Below are 17,926 nucleotides of genomic sequence, written 5' to 3'. Positions count from 1 at the left end.
CAGACGGCAAGCACACCAACGACAATCGCGGCAATGATCACAACAACCTCCCGATCTCGTGCCGACGGTGTTGCCGACACAAGTATGAGAGACATGAGCGATCCGAAAGGATTCGCATCCGATGACGGGCCCGACTGCCCATCGAGTCCAGTGCTCGTCCTCATTGGCCGAAACATGCCGTGCTCGGCCGCACTGTAGGAACCCGCTGGGCGACCTCGTACTCCGCAGCCGAATGTGCCGAACGCCGTCAGCGTCCCCGGCGCTTGGCGGGCTTCTTCTTGGACGGTGTGGGGCGCCCGGTGGCTCGTTTGGGTGGGGTCTTCTTCGGCTGCTGAACGGGCTTACTGCGCGCGGCGGGTGATCGCGAGCTTCGTTCCGAGCGGCCGCGAACGACCCCAACGAACTCTTCGACCAGTTCAGTTGTCCCATCGGTCGGCCAGGCCAGCACGATCTCGGTGTCGGGAACGTCGGTGACGGTTCGGTAGACGAGGTCACGGCGGGCATGCAGGCGGGCGATCGAATGCGGGACGATGGCGAAGCCACCCACTGCCGCAACCAGTTCGATGGTGCTTCCCGCCGCATCGATATCGGTGGCGTCGTGCTGCTGTTCGTCGGCCAGGTCCGGCGTGCTCACCTGCTCGAACACCGAGAGCGGGTGGTCTTTGGACACCACGGCGACGGGGAGCTCGCGGTAGAGCGGAATCGCACTCATGCCGTCGCTGTCGAAGGGCAGGCGAACGAAGCAGAGATCGACGCGCCCGTCACGCAACGCCGCCGACTGCTCGGCCGCCGCGATCGCGACCACGTCGAGCGGAGTATCCGGGAATCGCTCACCCCAGATCCGGGTCCATTTGGACACAGTGACGCCGGGCACGAAACCGACACGCAGCCCAGGGGTATCCGTGGCGACCGGCGCTGCGGCGCGCTCATCGGCGCGAGCGATCAGCTCCCGCGCCTTCCGCAGCAGTTCATGTCCGTCGTCGGTCAGCTGCGTCGGCTGCGCCCCCGGCACGAACAGCCTGGTCCCGAGTTCGTGCTCCAGATCGATCACCGTCTGGCTCAACTTCTGGCGCGCGATGTTCAGCGACTTGGCCGCCCGCGCGAAGTGCAGTTCCTCGGCAACCGCAACAAACCAGCGCAGCCGCGCTACGTCGATGGACTCGAACCGGCTCATTCGGTCAAGAGTATTGCCCGGACTGGTCACGACCTGCGAGCGGGGCAGACACGCAGCTGTCCCGCCCACCCTCCCGCGCACCGCGGACTCCGGACGAACCGCTCCCAAGTGCTCCCATCGGGCGATGGCCGAGGGACCAGCGCAGGTTCCAGACCAACCGCACCTGGTGCCGACCAGCAAACCTCACCCTCACCCTCACCCAGAGCAGACTCCGGACGAACTACCTCCGACGACGCCCATTAGGCTGTATCGGTGAGCCCGGACAAGAAACCGCAGACCATGAAGCCGCTGACCGCGGCAAACAAGCTCGGCATCTACCTTCCGGCGGCGCCCGAAGAATTCCGGAACTCGCCGATCTCACGTGCCGACCTCGAAGAGCTCCGCACCAACCCCCCGGAATGGTTGACCGAACTCCGCCGCACCGGTCCCTTCCCCCGCGACGTGGTCGCCCGTAAACTCGGCGTCTCCAACACCGGCCTGGCCCGCGCCGACGTATCCGACGCCCTCACCACCGAAGAAATCACCGCCCTGCTCGCTGACCCGCCGGAGTGGTTGATCCGCGAGCGCGAAAGCTACGCCACGGTGTTGAAGGAGAACGAGCGCATCAAGGAGCAGCAGGCCGAGCGGCGTGCGGCGACGAACCGGCCTGCGAAGAATTACCGCTAGAGCGTCGGTCAGGCCTGCCTGTCAGTACGAATGTGCTGTCGGAAAGCACGTGCATCCGTATCTGGGCCGCCACCGATGTACTGGCCGAACTCGACGTACTGGCCGAACTCGACGCGTTGAGCGCCGCGATCGGCAAACGAACCGCCGAGAGCCTTCAGCTGCACCCGGATCCGCAGATATGACCGACTCAGCGACCGTCACCTGCCAGCACCTATCGCCTCGGTTGCCGACCGGCCCTCCGGTGTTCTGGCGAGGTCGACCTACATCGCGAATGTCATCGCTTGAACGTCCCGAGTCCGTCCTCGTCGAAATACTCGAGCGTGAGCGCGTCGGCCGTGAATGTCGCCTTGGAGATGGTCCCCGGCGGGGCGTTCTCGTCGCTCAGCGTGAAGACAAACGTATCTCCGTCCCAGTGTTTCAATGGATACGTCTGTCCGGCAGGACCCAGTGCGAGCACCAGTGTGCCGCCGACATCCGACACCGCAGCGGGTCCCCAATAGTCGTTCGCATAGGTTCCGGCATAGGACGCGAGTGGTTGCGGCGCAGTCGGATTCGCAGGCGGCTGTTTGCCGGCCAACTCCCCCTCGGGCTTACCCATCCCCGCGAGCGCATGCCGGTAGAGCGCACGCCAGTCTTCGCGCACCTTGCCGTATTGCACGAGGTCGGCGAACTCGGCGGTCAGGGTTTCCGGAACTCCGATCGGCGCGGTGTTGGTCAGCGCGACAATGGCCACGTCGGCCGACGGTATGACCAGAAAGTTGGTAGCCGCCCCCAACGCGAAAGCGCCCGAGTGACTATAGGTGACGCGACCAGCCGAGGTACTGGACACATTGAACCCATACCCATAGAAACCGGCCCGCGCGGCGGGCGCGGTCGGCGGGCCAGAGACCACTTGCGGTGTGATCGCAGGCAATAGCGCCGACTCGGGCGCGATCACCTTCCCTCCGACCTCACCCGTGCCGAGCATCATGGCAAGCCACTGCGCCATATCGCGCACCGAAGAACTGGCCCCGCCCGCAGGTGCCTGCGCATCCGGATTCCGTACCGCCTGCGCGACCCAGTTCCCATCGACCGACATATGCCCAACCGCACGGTTGGATCTCGCCTTGTAGTCATCGAATCGTGAACTGGTGGAGCTCATTCCGAGCGGGGTGTAGAGCACGTCGGCCGACAGCTGGGCCCACTCGGCGCCTGCGGCTTCGGCGACCGCCTCGGCTGCGGCAGTCAGTCCGAAGTTGGTGTAGTGGTAGGTAATTCGAAATGGATCAAGCGGGTCCATACGCAGTTTGTCGAGCACTTGCCTGCGGTCGTAACCCAGATCCTCCAATCGATCACCCGCATGGTCGGGCAGCCCGCTGCGATGCGCGAAGAGGTCACCGATCGTGACATTCGCTGTCACATACGGTTCACGCAACGCGAACCAAGGCAGCTTCGACACGACCGGCATCTCCCACCCGACCGATCCCGCCCCCACCTGATGCGCCACCACGGTCGCCGCAAGCGACTTGGACACGGAAGCAAGCTGAAACACCGTGTCGGAATCCACCTTATCGTCGCGCCCGACTTCACGAACGCCGAAACCCTTGCTGTACACCGTCTTCCCGCCATGCACCACAGCGACCGCCATACCTGGAATCTTGGTGTCCGCCATCAACGACGCGACAAGGCCATCCAGTTTCTCCACGGCAACCTCTACGGCCCGGTCGGGCAATGCGAGGCCGGAGACCTGGTCGGGCGGAAGTTGCGCTGTCGTCGCCGTGGCGCTACCCGACCCGCTTGTCGTCGATGAACTGCAGCTCACAGGCAGCACGGCGACGACAGCGACTATCGCTGAGAACCAACGTCCACGACGAGTCATGGATCATGACGGTAGTCCGTGAACGGCTCTGCCGTGCGTCGTTCAGTGATGTATCGGCACTGAGCCAGCAAACGCATCCCAACTCACGCTGACACTGCGCGAGTGATCCCAGCGCCAGCGAATGCCAGCTCCTCCGAGGCACTCGGCTGCCTGCGAGCACCAGCAGCGATACTGGCCGAGACCGGCCTCACCGCATCTGCGCCCGGCACCTACCGCGCTCACCCCCAGTGCTCCTCCTTGTACCGCTCCATATCCTCTCCATGAAGCTGAACGGTCGCGTTTCCCCGTCGAACCCAGAACTCCGATCCACCTCGCCCACCCAATTTCTGTGTGGGTGTGACGAAGACTGACCGAGCGGCCGCAGCCACGTGTATCTGGCACACCATCGTGCCCTTCACCTGGGGAAACGAGATACGCACGGTCGCCGCTGTGGTGGCGGAGAGATTGAGCTCGATCATCTCGCGCAGTCGCAGCTCGTACTTGTCGGGGTTCGGTGCAGTCCCGAGCACCGCCATGTCGTCCGCGATTCCCAGCGGGCTACCGCTGTCGTGCACGCCGATGAACAACGACCCGCCTTCGGCGTTGAGCAGACCGCATACCGTCTTGACGATCACGTACTGCCTCTGGGGATCGAGTTCTCGGGTCTGCATGTTGAGGAAGCCAGTCGACTTGAATTCGACGGTCTGCGATTCACCTGCCTCGATCAGCTCTGCGGCAGTCAATGGTTGAGGTACGGTGCGCTCGCCCCACAAGGTGGCGAAGCCCTTACGGACCACCGCGGCAATCAACGCTCGGCGACGTTCGAGGAAGCTTTGGTAGTCCAGCTGCTCCCAACCGATAGGCAGGGCATGCAGTTTGGTTTGCCGGACCAGCTGCTCGGGCGGAAGATTCGCTGTCAGTCGCGGCCAGTAATCGGTGGGTGCGGCATCTCTGATCGCTCTGCCATCAGGCCAGTCGATGAAGGCCATATTCGCGATCGCGTTGACAAGTTTGGCGCCGGCGACGCCGCTTCGCTCGAGATGTCGGCGTGGAAACAGATGCCAGCGCTCGATGGCGCGCGGTGGGGTATAGCCGGGGTCGAGAAGGTCCCGCACACGGACCGTACTGAGCAACGCTTCCGCGTCCAGCAGATCCAGTGTGGCGAGGTACGCGAACAGAGCAGGCGACCGTGACGCCGAGGTGTCGAGCTTATTGGGAAGCGAGATTTCCCAGTAGTCGTTGGTGAAGTTCGCCCGCACAATACGGTCGAGTTCGGCGACAAACGCGGACCCATCGGAGGGTGCCAGTCCAGCGATCCGGCCGAGATCCGACTCGAGTTGGGACTCAGGCGATGATGTGTAGCGGCCGGTGGTGTGCGCCATGAAGAACCAACGCGCGATGACAGGTCTGAGCGATTGCAGGTCAAGGCCGAAGTCGAACCGGCCGATCAGCCACAGCGCATAGGAGAAGAGCAACGCGTTCTCCGAGGTGATCATCTTCTTGCTACGGAAACCGGCCGACTTCAGGCACTTCAGGAACTCGAACCAGTTGCCGAGGTCCAAAGCCCGTTCCTGTGCGGCGGCCAGCCGACCGAACTGTTCGTCGCGGCGCTCGGCGCCCACCGCGCCGCTTTCGAGGTCCTTGCCTTGCAGGATGTTGTACACGTACTGGAGGCGAGCCCGTCGGAAGGCGAAAGCGACTGCGACGCGCAGCATCTGGTCGGGACTCGGATCTATGAACGGGTTACGGGGACCGGCGCCGCGAACCGATGGGTCCACTGACGCGCGACTGAACTCCTCGAGATCGCGTCGCCCCTTCTCCCAGTGCACCGACATCAGTGTGAGGATGAAGTCTGCCTGATTGAGTTTGACGCCCTGTGAGTTGATGCGGACGAAGATCTCCGCGACCTGTTCACCACCCGCACCAGCCGCCAGTTCGACTACCTGAAAGGGAAAGTCGCGCAGGTCGTGCACGCGGTTGATCCGGTCCTCGAGCGAATCCTCCTCGGCCTCGGTCAATTGCACTTTGCCAGCGTCGCGGAGGCGTCGGAGGAAGTTACGGGCGGTGGCGCGGTACCCGTCGGTCCAGAGCGCGGTGATGTCCGGGATGAACTGTGGGTCTTGTTCGATCGCAGCATCGGTGACCTCGAAGGCCTGGTCTTCCGGACGAAACGCGATCCGAATGCGTTTCTCCTCGAAACCTTTCGTGATCACGCTACGACCGGTCAGTACCGCGAACAAGGACGTCAGCCGCTGCTGACCATCGACGATGAGCAGTTGGGGTGCGCGTTCGGCGTCCGTCAGCCCGATCTGCCGACTACCGACCTCGGCACCGGTTTCCCAGAACATCAACGTACCAATGGGGTAGCCGCGGTACATCGAGTCGAACAGGTCGCGCGCCTTCACCGACGGCCATACGAACGGTCGCTGAATGTCGGGCAGCGCGACCCGTCCGGACTTGATGTCTTCGATGAGTTGAAAGAGCGTGTAGCCGGTGTTCCGATAGAGAGTCGGAGACAACTGCACTCCTGACCGAGTTGCATGCGGACCGACTACGCAACAATGCGGCCTGGCCCCGCTGTCCGAAATCCCCTGGGCGACCGCATAATCCCCCGTCGGCTGTGGTAACCAACGTTCTATCCCTTCGCGGTGCGGTTGGCAAGCATCAACAGCACATTCGGGTAGCAGACCGACAACATTCCGGCACTCAGTTCGCAAGTGCAAGTAACTGTTCCATCCGAAAGTGACGAACTCTCCTCGCTCCCCGGTCCTCGTCCCTACCGTCGAAGGTTCGGCGTAGTTCGATACAAGGGGGATCGATGCTCGGCGATGCTTCTCGAAGGTGGCAGGCCAAGGTAGCGAAGGCAGCCTGCGCGAACTCGCGGTATCCGACTACAGCGATGTCATCAGCCTCGCATTGGCCGAGATTCAGAACAAACCCGCAGATCCGTATGAGATGGCCGTTGTCGACGAGGTACAGGATATGACTCTCGCCGGCCTACGGCTGGCACACGCCATCGCCGGCGGCGACAGCGCGGGTTCGCTGCTGCTACTCGGCGACGGCCAGCAACAGGTCTACGCCGGCGGCTGGCGGATGCTGGCACCAGCCTGCGCGGCCGGGGCGCGGTGATGCGAGTGAATTATCGTAACCGGCAACGTATTTGGGCACACGCCGCACAGATAGACGCGGTGAACTCGCTCGGTGACTTCGACAACGAGCCCGTCGTCCTCCTGCGTGATGCCGAAGCCACTCTGCCGGACGGGGAGGTTGTCACCTGGCGTGGGCCGAATAACTACCTCGAAGCCGGGCTCGTCGACGCCGTCCGCACCTGCGGCAAACAGTTGTCGGACATTGCCGTACTGACCATTACGCGCACGATGGCCGAACGACTGGCCGGGGCGCTGGAAGCAGTCGGGATTCCCATCTGCCTGCTGGAGAACTACGACGGAACATCCTGCGATGCAGTGAAAGTCGGCACGATTCATCGGGCGAAGGGCCTCGATTTCGCCGCCGTATTACACCCCGCGGAACCCCGCCCGCCAGAACCGCTCACCGGGCCTGAGCGCGATCGCGCCGCGATCGCCGCACGCCGGCAACTGGTCGCGATCACCCGCGCCAGGGACTACGTGTGGATCGGCATCAGGGAAGCCTGACACGGTTAACTGCTAACGCTCGGGACGGACGGTGAAGGCAGACGGCTCGTAAGCCTTTGCGCGCCGATCTATCTCGTCAGCCTGCGCACCTTGGCGTGCGGCGGTTTGCTGGATCTCGAAGAAGTGGTCGCGCAGCTCCTCCATCGATGTGACGGAGCCGCGAGCTCGGCCCGCAGGAAAGCGCACGGTCACAGTGCCGTCGACGACGACGAGCTCGCCGCTCGCCCCGCAGGTAGCGCACTCGGCTTCCTGGCCGCGTAGAACGAAAACATCCAGATGGCACGACGGGCACAGGCCGGGCGGGTCCCCGAGGTATTTCGCGTCCTCGAAACGCGCGCCGACCTGTCCCGTCACGTTGCGGCCAAGCTGTGTCGCTCGCGCGATGGCGCTGTCGTCGAGCACGATGGATCGAGGCATGCCCGCGCCCGCGAACTGCACCTGATCGACGACGGCGATCCGCATGGAGAAGGTCAGGGTGTGCAGGAGCGGCAGCGCGAAGGTAGTCCAGCGCGGCGTCAAAGACCCTCCGACAGCGATGAATCCGGCTACCCGCGGCCTGAGGACCCGTTCGTCCACCCGGAAGGACACCGCGGGAGTGACGCCGGAGGCCTGCAGGCGCAGCAACTCGGTGGTGATGGCGGCGTCGGCGTTGGGGCCGAGGATGCGGTCGGCCAGAAGTTTCAGGCGGCCGGGGATGGTCCTGGTCAGCACCGGGACCGCGACGATCAGCGCATCACACTCGATGAGCTGTTCCCAGAACCATGCGGTGTCGTCGGCTGTTCCGGTGTTCGGACCGGGTGCGATCTCCAGGTCGTCGAGCCTGACGAGCCGCGCGTCCATGCCGCCGTCCCTGGCGGCGGACAGCGCTGCTGTCAGCAGGAGCTCCGCGCTGCCGCCGGGCTGTCCGCAAGACAGCCCGAGCACGGTTCCACCATCCGACCGGGTCGAGAGCGTCATGGCGGGAGCGTAACCGGAAATCGGAAACGTCGCCTGTCCACAGCGGTGGAGGAGCCCCACCTGTCCGTCGGGTCAACCAGCTCGGTCGCACAGAATTGGTGCCGCACCGATCTCACCGGCGGCGAAACCGACCTTGACCTTGCCCGATGACTTGGCGTCCTGGTAGGTCACCGCCGCCGCGGCGCAGCCCAACTGCCCGACACACCAACGCTGTTGACCGCGAACGACACAACGCTTGGCCCGGCCATGGCAGGTGGTGCTTCGCGGCAACGACGAAGCGCATCTCACCGTGACCGCATTCCGACTGTCGTGTGGCGATCACCGCGCCTCTACCGCCTCGCGGCGGGCAGCCGTCAACTCGGCCGCACGGCGCGCGATGGCGCTACCGAGATCGCCGGTCGTCGCAGTGCCGCCGAGGTCGGGCGTGCGGACACGACCCTCGCGCAGAACGTCGCAGACCGCGCGGTCCACCGCGGCGGCGGCGGCGTGTTCGCCAAGGTGGTCGAGCAGCATGGCTCCAGCAAGGATCTGCGCGACCGGGTTGGCGATGCCCTGCCCAGCAATATCGGGCGCGCTGCCGTGCACTGCCTCGAACATGGACGGCGCTGTGCGGTCGGGATTGATATTGCCCGAGGGGGCGAGGCCGAGCCCACCGGTCACGGCGGCGGCAAGGTCGGACAGGATGTCGCCGAACAGATTCGACCCGACGATCACATCCAGCCGATCGGGGTGCAGCACGATTTCGGCGGCCAGCGCGTCGACATGCAGCTGCCGGGTCGCCACCTGCGGGTACTCCGCGGCGATTCGCTCGAACACGCTGTCCCAGTACGGCATCGAGTGGAGCAGGCCGTTCGACTTGGTGGCCGAGCACAACCGGCCGTCGCGTTCAGTGGCCCGTTCGAAGGCGTAGCGGATGATCCGTTCGCAGCCGACCCGCGTGAACACCGATTCCTGCAGCACGAATTCGTCCGGGCGGCCGGGGTTGCGCACGCCGCCGATCGCGGAGTATTCGCCCTCCGAGTTCTCCCGCACAATCAGGATGTCCAGGTCGTCGGCGGTGCGGTCGCGCAACGCCGATTCGGTGCCGGGCAGCAACCGGACCGGACGCAAGTTCACGTACTGGCCGAAGGCCCGGCGCAGCGGAATCAGCAACCCCCACAACGACACATGGTCGGGGACACCGGGGAATCCCACCGCACCGAGCAGGATCGCGTCGCACCCGGCCAGGAGGTCGGGCGCGTCGGCGGGCATCATCGCTCCGGTGCGCAGGTAGTTCTCACACGACCAGTCGAATTCGGTCCATTCGATCCCGGGCAGCACCGCGTCGAGGACCCTGACGGCCTCGGCGGTCACGTCGACGCCGATGCCGTCGCCGGGAATGGTTGCGATGTGATGTGTGTTCACAGCTCCGCCTCTCTGTCACTCGGCTCCGCTGCGCAGACAGGCGTCGCTATGTCGTCGGGTCGCTCGCTCACAACCGCACTCCTATGTACTTGGTCTCCAGAAACTCATCGATGCCGGTCAGGCCGCCTTCCCTGCCCAGCCCGGATTCCTTCACCCCGCCGAACGGCGCGGCGGGATTCGACACGACTCCTTGATTCAGGCCCACCATGCCGGTCTCCAGTGCCTCGCACACCCGCAATCCGCGCCGCAGACTCTCGGTGAAGACGTAACCCACCAATCCGTACGGCGTGTCGTTGGCGCGCGCGACGACCTCGGCTTCGGTGTCGAACGTGCCGATCGCCGCGACCGGTCCGAAGATCTCGGTGTGGCACATCTCGGCCTCGTCCGGCACACCGGTCAGCACGGTCGCGGGATAGAAGTTCCCTGGCCCGTCCACCGCCGCTCCGCCGGTGCGCACGGTCGCGCCGCGGCCGACAGCATCGGCGACCAGGCTCTCCACCTTCGTCACCGCCGCGGCGTCGATGAGCGGACCGACGACGACTCCCGGCTCGGTGCCACAACCCATCGGCAGGGCCGCCAGCCGGGCGGTGAGCCGGTCGGCGAACTCCTCGGCGACGTCGCGCTGCACGAGGATTCGGTTCGCGGCGGTGCACGCCTGCCCGATATTGCGCATCTTCGCCGCGACCGCACCCTCGACGGCCTCGTCGAGATTCGCATCGTCGAACACGATGAACGGCGCGTTGCCACCAAGCTCCATCGAGGTGCGCATCACGGTCCGCGCGCACTGTTCGAGCAGTACCTTGCCGACGGCGGTCGAACCCGTGAACGACAGCTTGCGGGAGCGGCTGTCCAGAATGAGCGGCGTCATCACCGCACTCGGGTCGGACGTGGTGATGACATTCACGACACCCGCGGGGACGCCGACCCGAGCCAGGATGTCGGCGAGCGCCAGCATCGAGAGTGGCGTCTGTTCAGCGGGTTTCACCACGCAGGTGCACCCCGCGGCCAGTGCCGGACCGATCTTGCGGGTGCCCATGGCCAGCGGGAAATTCCACGGCGTGATGAGCAGGCTGGGGCCGACCGGCTGCCTGGTCACCAGAAAGCGCGATCCGCCCGCCGGAGCAGGGAGGTATCCGCCGTCGAGGCGGACGGCTTCCTCGGCGAACCAGCGGAAGAACTCCGCCGCATAGGCGATTTCCCCGCGGGCTTCGGCCAACGGCTTGCCCATTTCCAGGGTCATGATCAGCGCGAGTCGTTCGGTATCGGCGAGTAACTCCCGGTGGGCGTCCATGAGGATGTCGCTGCGCTGCCTCGGCGGCGTCCTCGCCCACTCCGCCTGCGCCTGGTCGGCCGCGGCCAGGGCGTTGCGCCCGGCGCCCGGTTCGGCGTCGGCCACCTCGCACAGCAGCTGCCCGGTCGCCGGATCGGTGACCGGCAGCGTGCCGGAGGTGCCACACCACTGTCCGCCGATGTACAGACCTGTCGGCACACTGTCGATCGCGGCACGTTCCGCCGCGGTCAGGGTGGTCTCGGTGAGCATGGCGCAGGGCTCCTTTCATTGCTGACGCGGCCTCCGTCTGATGGAAGCAGCAGGACGAAGTCCGCCTGCGGACCGCGCCGGGCCGAGCACCGGCTAGGCAACCACCCATTGCTGCGACCCCCGCGCCCATGTTATGCATATTGTCGACAATCCGACAATAGACAATCTGCGGATATGCGTTCCACCCACGCCCCGGGAGGCGGATCACCATGACCGAGCTATCCCCCGTCCTCAAGCAGGCCACCCCGATAACCGTCGACCACGGCGCGGGCTGCTACCTGTACGGCACCGACGGACGCCGCTACCTCGACTTCACCGCGGGCATCGGCGTGACCAGCACCGGGCACTGCCACCCGCACGTGGTCGCGGCGGCGCAGGCCCAGGTCGCCAGCCTGATCCACGGCCAATACACCACCGTCATGCATCGGCCACTGCTCGAGCTCACCGAGCGGCTCGGCGCGATACTGCCGGACGGCCTGGACACGCTGTTCTTCGCCAACTCCGGCAGCGAGGCGATCGAGGCAGCGCTGCGCCTGGCCCGCCAGGCGACCGGACGGCCGAACATCATCGTCTTCCACGGCGGATTTCATGGCCGCACTGTCGCCGCGGCGACCATGACGACCTCGGGCACCCGCTTCTCCGCCGGGTTCAGCCCGCTCATGTCCGGCGTGCACGTGGCACCATTCCCCACCGCGTTCCGCTACGGCTGGACCGAAGCGGAGGCCACCGCCTTCGCGCTGCGCGAGTTGGACTATCTCTTCGCGACCGTCACCTCCCCCGCCGAGACCGCCGCTTTCGTGGTCGAGCCGATGCTGGGCGAGGGCGGATACATCCCGGGCAATAGTGAGTTCTTCCGCGGGCTGCGCGAACGCGCGGACCGGCACGGCATCCTGCTCGTCTTCGACGAGATCCAGACCGGTTTCGGCCGGACCGGAAAGTTCTTCGGGCATCAGCACTTCGGGGTCCGCCCCGATGTCATCACCATCGCGAAGGGGCTGGCCAGCGGGTTCCCGCTGTCGGGGATCGCGGCGTCACGCGAGCTGATGGCCAAGGCGTGGCCGGGATCCCAAGGCGGAACCTATGGCGGCAACGCCGTGGCCTGCGCGGCAGCGGTCGCCACACTCGACGTGATCGAATCGGAGCGCCTGGTGGACAACGCCGCCGCCCGCGGCGCACAGCTGCTGGCCGGTCTGCGGGACAGCGCCACCAAGGCGATCGGCGATGTGCGTGGCCTCGGACTACTGGCCGGCGCCGAATTCACCACTGCGACAGGCGAACCCGACCCTGCCACCGCCGCCGCCGCCCAGCGGTCGGCGGTGGAGAAAGGGCTGCTGCTGCTCACCTGCGGTGCGCATATGAACGTGGTGCGAATGATCCCGCCGCTGATCGTGACCGATACTCAGATCGACGACGCGCTCGCGATCTGGGCGGCAGTTCTCGCCACGCTGTGAACCGACCGCATGCGCACCGTCCGCTAGCGACTGCTTGCAGGTCGCTCGAAAGGACCCGCTAGTGGCTGCCCCGTACCCGCCGAGCTCGCCTCGGAGCGATGACCAGGAAGCAGGACCGATGGCCCGCTACATCACCATCACGCTGACGAAGGCGGGCGTGACCTGCCGCGCCCGACTGCTGGACGCGGAAGCACCCCGAACGTGCGACGCGGTGTGGGATGCGCTGCCGCAGGAGGGCGATGCGTTCCACGCCAAGTACGCCCGCAACGAGGTGTACACCCTCGTGCCACGGATCGGCGCGGCGCCGCACCGGGAGAACCCGACCGTCACCCCCATCCCCGGCGACGTGTGCCTGTTCGATTTCGAACCGTGGGAGATCGGCAACCCGGCCTACGGCTACGAGCCGGGCTCGGCAGCGCACCACGACCAGGGCGCCACCGATCTGGCTATCTTCTACGGCCGCAACAACCTGCTCATCAATGGCGATATGGGCTGGGTTCCCGGCAATGTCTTCGCCACCATCGACGATGGCCTGACCGACATCGCGACTGCCTGCAACGCCCTCTGGCTACACGGCGTCCAGGGCGAAACTCTGGCGTTCGCCCGCGCGTAATCGCCTGCGGGCTCCTACGATCCGATCCCAGCGGTCAGGCAGCCAACACCTGCTCGGCGTAGCGCGCGACGGCGAGGATCAGATCGTCGGAGTGGCGCGGCCCGATAATTTGCAGGCCGACCGGCAGCCCCGCGCGAGTGGTGCCCGCGGGGATGCTGATCGCGGGCTGCTGGGTGAGGTTGAACGGGTAGGTGAACGGTGTCCACTGTGGCCAGCCATCAAGCCCGCTGCCGGGTGGGACATCGTGACCCGCCTCGAATGCGGTGATCGGCATCGTCGGGGTGATCAGCACGTCGTAGGTGGCGTGGAAAGCGCCCATGGCGATACCGAGTTGGGCGGCCACATCGCGCGCGCCGAGATAGTCGACGGCACCGATGGATTCGCCACGTTCCCAGACCGCGCGCAGGCCCGGGTCCACTTGTTCGCGCGCGCCGTCCGGGAACTTCGCCAGCATGGTCGCCGCGCCGGCGGCCCACAGCAGTTCGAATGCCTCACGCGGGTCGCCGAAGTCCGGGTCTGCCGCGATGACCCGCAGCTCGGCCTCGGCCAACTGCCGCACCGCCGCGTCAACGATCGCGGCGACCTCCGGATCGACCTCGGCATAACCGAGGGTCGGCGAGTAGGCGACGGTGAGCCCGCGCACGTCGCGCAGCATCTGGCCACGGAAGGTCGTCACCGTGGGCGGCAGTGCGGTCGGATCGCGAGGATCGGGCAGCGACAGGATGTCCATCAGTAGCGCCGCATCCTCGACTGTCCGGGTCATCGGGCCCGCGTGCGCCAGCGGACCGAAAGGGCTCGCCGGATACAGCGGGATCCTGCCGTGCGTCGGTTTGAAGCCGACGATGCCGCAGAATGCGGCCGGAATGCGGATGCTGCCGCCGCCGTCGGTGCCGACCGACACCGGGCCCATACCTGCCGCCACCGCGGCGGCGCTGCCACCGGAGGAGCCGCCTGCCGTCGTCGCCGGATCGGCCGGGTTGCGGGTGATACCGGTCAGCGGGCTGTCGGTGACCGCCTTCCAGGCGATCTCGGGCGTCGTCGTCTTTCCGAGAAACACCATGCCGTCCTCGCGCAGCCGGGCCGCGACAGGGCTGTCCACCAGCCAGGGACCGCTCGGATCGACCGCAGTGGAGCCGCGCCGGGTGGGCCAGCCCTCGGTCAGGAAGATGTCCTTGATCGAGATCGGCACACCGTCGAGCAGCCCACGGGCATAGCCGGAATGCCAGCGCGCCTCCGAATCCTTGGCCTGCACCAGCGCACGATCGGGATCGACCAGGCAGAAGGCGTTCAACTCGCCGTCACGGGCCGCGATGGCCTCCAGGATTGCTTCGGTCGCCTCGACCGGCGAGAGGGCTCCGGCCGCGTAGGCCGAGACCAACTCCACGGCGCTCATCGCATCCGGTTGAGTGGCGCTGTTGATGTCGGGGTAGCTCATGCCTGCGCTCCTTCAGCCGGGAACGTAGCCCAGCTCCTTGTCGACCACGTTGTCCAATGGCCGGCCGGCGATCCAATTGTCGAAGTTCTCGGTGAACGCTCTGACGATCTCGGTTCGCCAGCCGATGAAGTCACCCGAATTGTGTGGAGTGATACGGACATTCGGCATATCCCACAGCGGATGTCGCATCGGCAGCGGCTCCGGATCCACCACATCGAGCGCCGCTCCGGCAATCGATCCCGTAGTGAGCGCGGCGAGAAGGTCGTCGGTAACAACGAGTTCCCCGCGTCCGACATTGACAAACCTGGCATGCGGTTTCATCGCGCCGAATGCCCTGGCATCGAACATTGCCCGGGTCTGCGGCGTCAACGGCGCGACCGCAACGACGTAGTCTGCCGCGGGCAGCTCGGCATGCAGATCGGTGCCGACGGCGCCGAAATCGGGATCGGTCGCGCGCGCCTGCCTGCCCACCGCGCGCACGGTCATCCCGGCCGCGCGCAGCAGCCGCGCGATGGCGCGGCCGATCGTGCCGGTTCCAACGATCAGAACGCTGGCGCCCGCGATCCGCTCGGACTCACGGTGGCGCCATTCGTGCTGTTGCTGCAAGCGCAGCGATCCGGGCAGATCCTTGGCGAAACCGAGGATCTGACCCAGCACGTATTCCGCTATAGCAGTGTCGAATACGCCGCGCGTGTTGGTGACCATCACTTCGCTTTCCCGTAGCTCGGGGAACATCACCGGATCCACTCCGGTCGACCCCATGTGCAGCCAGCTCAGCCGATCGGCCGCGTCCCAGGCGCCGGGAACCGCGCGAGTCGAGAAGTCGTAGACGAACAAGATGTCGGCGCCACGCACCGCATCAGCGAGCCCGGGCGCCGTGGTGTAGCGCACTTCGGCCCGTCCGGCCACCGGGGCCATGAGGTCCGCGCCGGGCACACTGTCACTGTGCAGGACGGTGACAATCGGGCCCTGTTCCACATTGACACACTAAAATCACATCGTATGATTGTCAACAATCCGATCGTTCTCGGAGGTCTATCCGGCTGAGCGCGAGAGGGGCCGCATTGCATCTGAGCATTCCCGATATCGAAGGGCCCGTCGCACAGCGAGGTATCGGGATCATCGCACCGTTCGACCTCGCGCTCGAACGCGAGCTCTGGCGCTGGGCGCCCCTGGACGTCAGCCTGCACCTCGCCCGCACACCCTACGAACCGGTCCCGGTTTCACTGGCAATGGCCGAACTGGTATCCAACGCCACGCACCTGACCGCCGCGACCCGCGACGTGCTGCACGTGGAGCCGGAAGTGGTTGCCTACCTGTGCACCTCGGGCAGTTTCATCAGGGGGTTGTCGTACGAGAAGTCACTGCGCGACACGATCTGCCTGGCCGGGGCGCAAGACGCCGTCACCACCTCCGGTGCACTCGTGGAGGCGATCGGGCATCTGGATATCAGCAGAGTCTCGGTGATCACCCCCTACGACGAGATCCTCACGCACAAGCTGCACGACTTCCTCGCCGAGGCCGGCTGCACCGTCATCCGTTCCGACCACCTCGGATTGGGCGGCGGCATCTGGAAGGTCAACTACCGCACCATCGCCGAACGCATCGTCGGCGCCGATGACCCTCGCGCCCAGGCCATTTTCGTCAGCTGTACCAACCTGCCCACTTACGACGTCATCGAGCCACTCGAACAAGCCCTCGGCAAGCCCGTGCTCACCGCGAACCAGCTCACCATGTGGGCCTGCCTGGGCCGGATGAAGCTGCCGATGACGGGTCCGGGAAAGTGGCTACTCAACGTTTTCTGACTGGAAGAACAGCGCATGCAGGCACCCACCGTCGGTTTCATCTACCCCGACCACGCGGCCGAGGACGACTACCCGCTGGCCGCGGCGGTCCTCGGCGCACGGCTACCGGTGGCCCACATCTACGGCACGGATCTGCACGCCATTCCCGAACTGCTCGATCTGGGCAGCCCGGACAAGCTGCGCCACGGCGCCGAACTGCTCGCACCACAACGGCCCGCCGCGGTCGTCTGGGCCTGCACCTCGGGCAGTTTCGTGTACGGACCGCAGGGCGCCCGTGACCAGGTGCGCGCACTGTCAGCGACCGCGGGCGTGCCGGCGTCCAGCACCAGCCTCGCCTTCATCGCGGCCGCACACGCGCTCGGCGTACGCCGCGTCGCCATCGCCGCCAGCTACCCCGATGAGGTCGCACGACTGTTCGTGGAGTTCCTGGCCGACGCCGGAATTCAGGTGGTTTCGCTGTCGAGCGCAGGCATCGACACCGCCGCCGAGGTCGGGACCATGACCCCCGCGCAGGTGCGCGAACTCGCGGTGGCCAACGATCACCCCGACGCGCAAGCTCTGCTGATTCCCGACACCGCCATGCACACCCTTGCGGTGCTCCCGGAACTGGAGGCCACCGTGGGCAAGACGGTGCTGACCGCCAACCAGGTCACCATTTGGGAGGGCCTGCGACTGGCCGGCGGCGACACTGCGACAGCCGCGGCACTCGGCACTCTCTTCTCGGAAAGGCACACCTATGTCGGCCGTTGATTTCGAGCCGGTGAACCTGCAGTCGACCGCCGGAATGATCGCCGACCGGCTGCGGGAGGCCATCATGCGAGGCAATCTCGTGCCCGGCGCCCAGCTCGGGGAAGCCGATCTCGCGGCACGGTTCGGAGTGTCACGTGGTCCGGTGCGCGAAGCGATGCAGCGACTGCTCTCCGAAGGTCTGCTCTACAGCATCCGCAATCGCGGCATCTTCGTCATCGAACTGACTCTCGACGATGTCATCGACATCTATCGGGCCAGGACCGCCATCGAGGGCGGAGCGCTCGCGCTCATCCTCGACGGCCGCCGGGACGTCGCCTATACCGCCCTCGGTCCCAGCGTGACCGACATGTGCGCGCGCGCCGAAAGCGGCGACGCCGTCGGGGTGTCCGATGCCGACCAAGCCTTCCACGAGGCCCTGGTCGACAGCGCGGGCAGCCCGCGACTGGTCCGCGCGGCCCGCACGCTGCTGATCGAAACACGAATGTGCTTGGGCGCCTTACAGACAGCTTATCCAGACCTGCGCGAGCAGGCCCGAGAACACGTCGAGTTGCGGGAGGCGATCGGGGCCGGACCGGCATCCCGTGCCCGCACCCTGTTGGTCGAGCACATGGACGACGCGGTTCAGCGGCTACGCCGCTGAA

At 66.0% G+C, this 17,926-nt stretch carries 17 protein-coding genes; 9 read left to right on the top strand and 8 right to left on the bottom strand.

The annotated features are described in order from the left end of the window. Positions 1-247: 247 nt before the first annotated feature. A complete protein-coding gene (locus ACFU4Z_RS26820) occupies positions 248-1,174 on the bottom strand; it encodes a LysR family transcriptional regulator (protein ID WP_379067720.1) in 927 nt (308 codons plus the stop codon). A gap of 252 nt (positions 1,175-1,426) precedes the next feature. Here ACFU4Z_RS26820 and ACFU4Z_RS26815 point away from each other — a divergent pair, with 252 nt between their 5' ends. Then, positions 1,427-1,840 carry a DUF5997 family protein gene (locus ACFU4Z_RS26815; protein WP_379067717.1) on the top strand — a complete coding sequence of 138 codons (414 nt, stop codon included), beginning with the start codon at positions 1,427-1,429 and terminating at the stop codon, positions 1,838-1,840. A gap of 32 nt (positions 1,841-1,872) precedes the next feature. Then, positions 1,873-2,022: a hypothetical protein gene (locus ACFU4Z_RS26810; RefSeq protein ID WP_379067714.1), complete on the top strand. Its 150-nt coding sequence runs from the start codon at positions 1,873-1,875 to the stop codon at positions 2,020-2,022. Positions 2,023-2,114: 92 nt separating this feature from the next. Here ACFU4Z_RS26810 and ACFU4Z_RS26805 read toward each other — a convergent pair whose 3' ends face one another. Continuing rightward, the gene (locus ACFU4Z_RS26805) at positions 2,115-3,698 is read right to left on the bottom strand and encodes a serine hydrolase (RefSeq protein ID WP_379067711.1); all 1,584 of its coding nucleotides are present in this window, start codon (positions 3,696-3,698) and stop codon (positions 2,115-2,117) included. A 218-nt stretch (positions 3,699-3,916) separates the two neighbouring features. After that, positions 3,917-6,196, bottom strand: coding sequence for a DUF262 domain-containing protein (locus ACFU4Z_RS26800; RefSeq protein ID WP_379067709.1), 2,280 nt, complete (start codon positions 6,194-6,196; stop codon positions 3,917-3,919). A 322-nt stretch (positions 6,197-6,518) separates the two neighbouring features. On the opposite strand from ACFU4Z_RS26800, the gene ACFU4Z_RS26795 reads away from it, so the two are divergent. Next, entirely contained in the window at positions 6,519-6,806 is a 288-nt protein-coding gene (locus ACFU4Z_RS26795; protein ID WP_379067706.1) for a UvrD-helicase domain-containing protein, read from the top strand. A 5-nt stretch (positions 6,807-6,811) separates the two neighbouring features. Continuing rightward, positions 6,812-7,330 carry a hypothetical protein gene (locus ACFU4Z_RS26790; RefSeq protein WP_379067703.1) on the top strand — a complete coding sequence of 173 codons (519 nt, stop codon included), beginning with the start codon at positions 6,812-6,814 and terminating at the stop codon, positions 7,328-7,330. Between the two features lie 12 nt (positions 7,331-7,342). Here the strand turns inward: ACFU4Z_RS26790 and ACFU4Z_RS26785 are convergent, their stop codons facing one another. The 3 genes from ACFU4Z_RS26785 to ACFU4Z_RS26775 form a co-directional block, all read right to left on the bottom strand. Continuing rightward, positions 7,343-8,287 carry a flavodoxin family protein gene (locus ACFU4Z_RS26785; RefSeq protein WP_379067700.1) on the bottom strand — a complete coding sequence of 315 codons (945 nt, stop codon included), beginning with the start codon at positions 8,285-8,287 and terminating at the stop codon, positions 7,343-7,345. Positions 8,288-8,605: 318 nt separating this feature from the next. Further along, the gene (locus tag ACFU4Z_RS26780; protein WP_379067697.1) at positions 8,606-9,691 is read right to left on the bottom strand and encodes a tartrate dehydrogenase; all 1,086 of its coding nucleotides are present in this window, start codon (positions 9,689-9,691) and stop codon (positions 8,606-8,608) included. Between the two features lie 67 nt (positions 9,692-9,758). Then, the gene (locus tag ACFU4Z_RS26775) at positions 9,759-11,231 is read right to left on the bottom strand and encodes an NAD-dependent succinate-semialdehyde dehydrogenase (RefSeq protein WP_379067694.1); all 1,473 of its coding nucleotides are present in this window, start codon (positions 11,229-11,231) and stop codon (positions 9,759-9,761) included. Between the two features lie 209 nt (positions 11,232-11,440). Here ACFU4Z_RS26775 and ACFU4Z_RS26770 point away from each other — a divergent pair, with 209 nt between their 5' ends. Then, positions 11,441-12,682, top strand: a complete 1,242-nt coding sequence (locus tag ACFU4Z_RS26770; protein WP_379067692.1) for an aspartate aminotransferase family protein — start codon at positions 11,441-11,443, stop codon at positions 12,680-12,682. 118 nt (positions 12,683-12,800) lie between these two features. Beyond that, positions 12,801-13,295, top strand: coding sequence for a DUF3830 family protein (locus tag ACFU4Z_RS26765; protein WP_379067690.1), 495 nt, complete (start codon positions 12,801-12,803; stop codon positions 13,293-13,295). A 34-nt stretch (positions 13,296-13,329) separates the two neighbouring features. Here the strand turns inward: ACFU4Z_RS26765 and ACFU4Z_RS26760 are convergent, their stop codons facing one another. Then, complete coding sequence (locus ACFU4Z_RS26760) at positions 13,330-14,730, bottom strand: amidase (RefSeq protein ID WP_379067688.1); 1,401 nt, start codon at positions 14,728-14,730, stop codon at positions 13,330-13,332. A gap of 12 nt (positions 14,731-14,742) precedes the next feature. Then, on the bottom strand, positions 14,743-15,708 hold the full coding sequence (locus ACFU4Z_RS26755) for a D-2-hydroxyacid dehydrogenase (protein ID WP_379067686.1): 966 nt from the start codon (positions 15,706-15,708) through the stop codon (positions 14,743-14,745). A gap of 86 nt (positions 15,709-15,794) precedes the next feature. Between ACFU4Z_RS26755 and ACFU4Z_RS26750 the strand changes: the two genes are divergently transcribed. The 3 genes from ACFU4Z_RS26750 to ACFU4Z_RS26740 are packed head-to-tail and all read left to right on the top strand — an operon-like array spanning position 15,795 to position 17,925. Next, positions 15,795-16,535: an Asp/Glu/hydantoin racemase gene (locus tag ACFU4Z_RS26750; RefSeq protein ID WP_379067684.1), complete on the top strand. Its 741-nt coding sequence runs from the start codon at positions 15,795-15,797 to the stop codon at positions 16,533-16,535. Positions 16,536-16,550: 15 nt separating this feature from the next. After that, entirely contained in the window at positions 16,551-17,285 is a 735-nt protein-coding gene (locus ACFU4Z_RS26745) for a maleate cis-trans isomerase (protein WP_379067682.1), read from the top strand. After that, on the top strand, positions 17,272-17,925 hold the full coding sequence (locus ACFU4Z_RS26740) for a GntR family transcriptional regulator (RefSeq protein WP_379067680.1): 654 nt from the start codon (positions 17,272-17,274) through the stop codon (positions 17,923-17,925). Before ACFU4Z_RS26745 ends, ACFU4Z_RS26740 begins: the two co-directional genes overlap by 14 nt. The last annotated feature ends 1 nt before the right edge of the window (position 17,926 follow it).

Source organism: Nocardia sp. NPDC057440, assembly GCF_042802915.1.
GTDB lineage: Bacteria > Actinomycetota > Actinomycetes > Mycobacteriales > Mycobacteriaceae > Nocardia.
Note: the sequence above shows the minus strand (reverse complement) of the source record. Positions and strands in the feature narration are given on the sequence as shown.

Bases quoted from the DNA above. Each gene is read 5' to 3' on its own strand.
- ACFU4Z_RS26740 (WP_379067680.1), top strand. From the start codon at position 17,272: ATGTCGGCCGTTGATTTCGAGCCGGTGAACCTGCAGTCGACCGCCGGA.
- ACFU4Z_RS26775 (WP_379067694.1), bottom strand. From the start codon at position 11,231: ATGCTCACCGAGACCACCCTGACCGCGGCGGAACGTGCCGCGATCGAC.
- ACFU4Z_RS26820 (WP_379067720.1), bottom strand. From the start codon at position 1,174: ATGAGCCGGTTCGAGTCCATCGACGTAGCGCGGCTGCGCTGGTTTGTT.
- ACFU4Z_RS26745 (WP_379067682.1), top strand. From the start codon at position 16,551: ATGCAGGCACCCACCGTCGGTTTCATCTACCCCGACCACGCGGCCGAG.
- ACFU4Z_RS26765 (WP_379067690.1), top strand. From the start codon at position 12,801: ATGGCCCGCTACATCACCATCACGCTGACGAAGGCGGGCGTGACCTGC.
- ACFU4Z_RS26805 (WP_379067711.1), bottom strand. From the start codon at position 3,698: ATGACTCGTCGTGGACGTTGGTTCTCAGCGATAGTCGCTGTCGTCGCC.
- ACFU4Z_RS26770 (WP_379067692.1), top strand. From the start codon at position 11,441: ATGACCGAGCTATCCCCCGTCCTCAAGCAGGCCACCCCGATAACCGTC.
- ACFU4Z_RS26785 (WP_379067700.1), bottom strand. From the start codon at position 8,287: ATGACGCTCTCGACCCGGTCGGATGGTGGAACCGTGCTCGGGCTGTCT.
- ACFU4Z_RS26760 (WP_379067688.1), bottom strand. From the start codon at position 14,730: ATGAGCTACCCCGACATCAACAGCGCCACTCAACCGGATGCGATGAGC.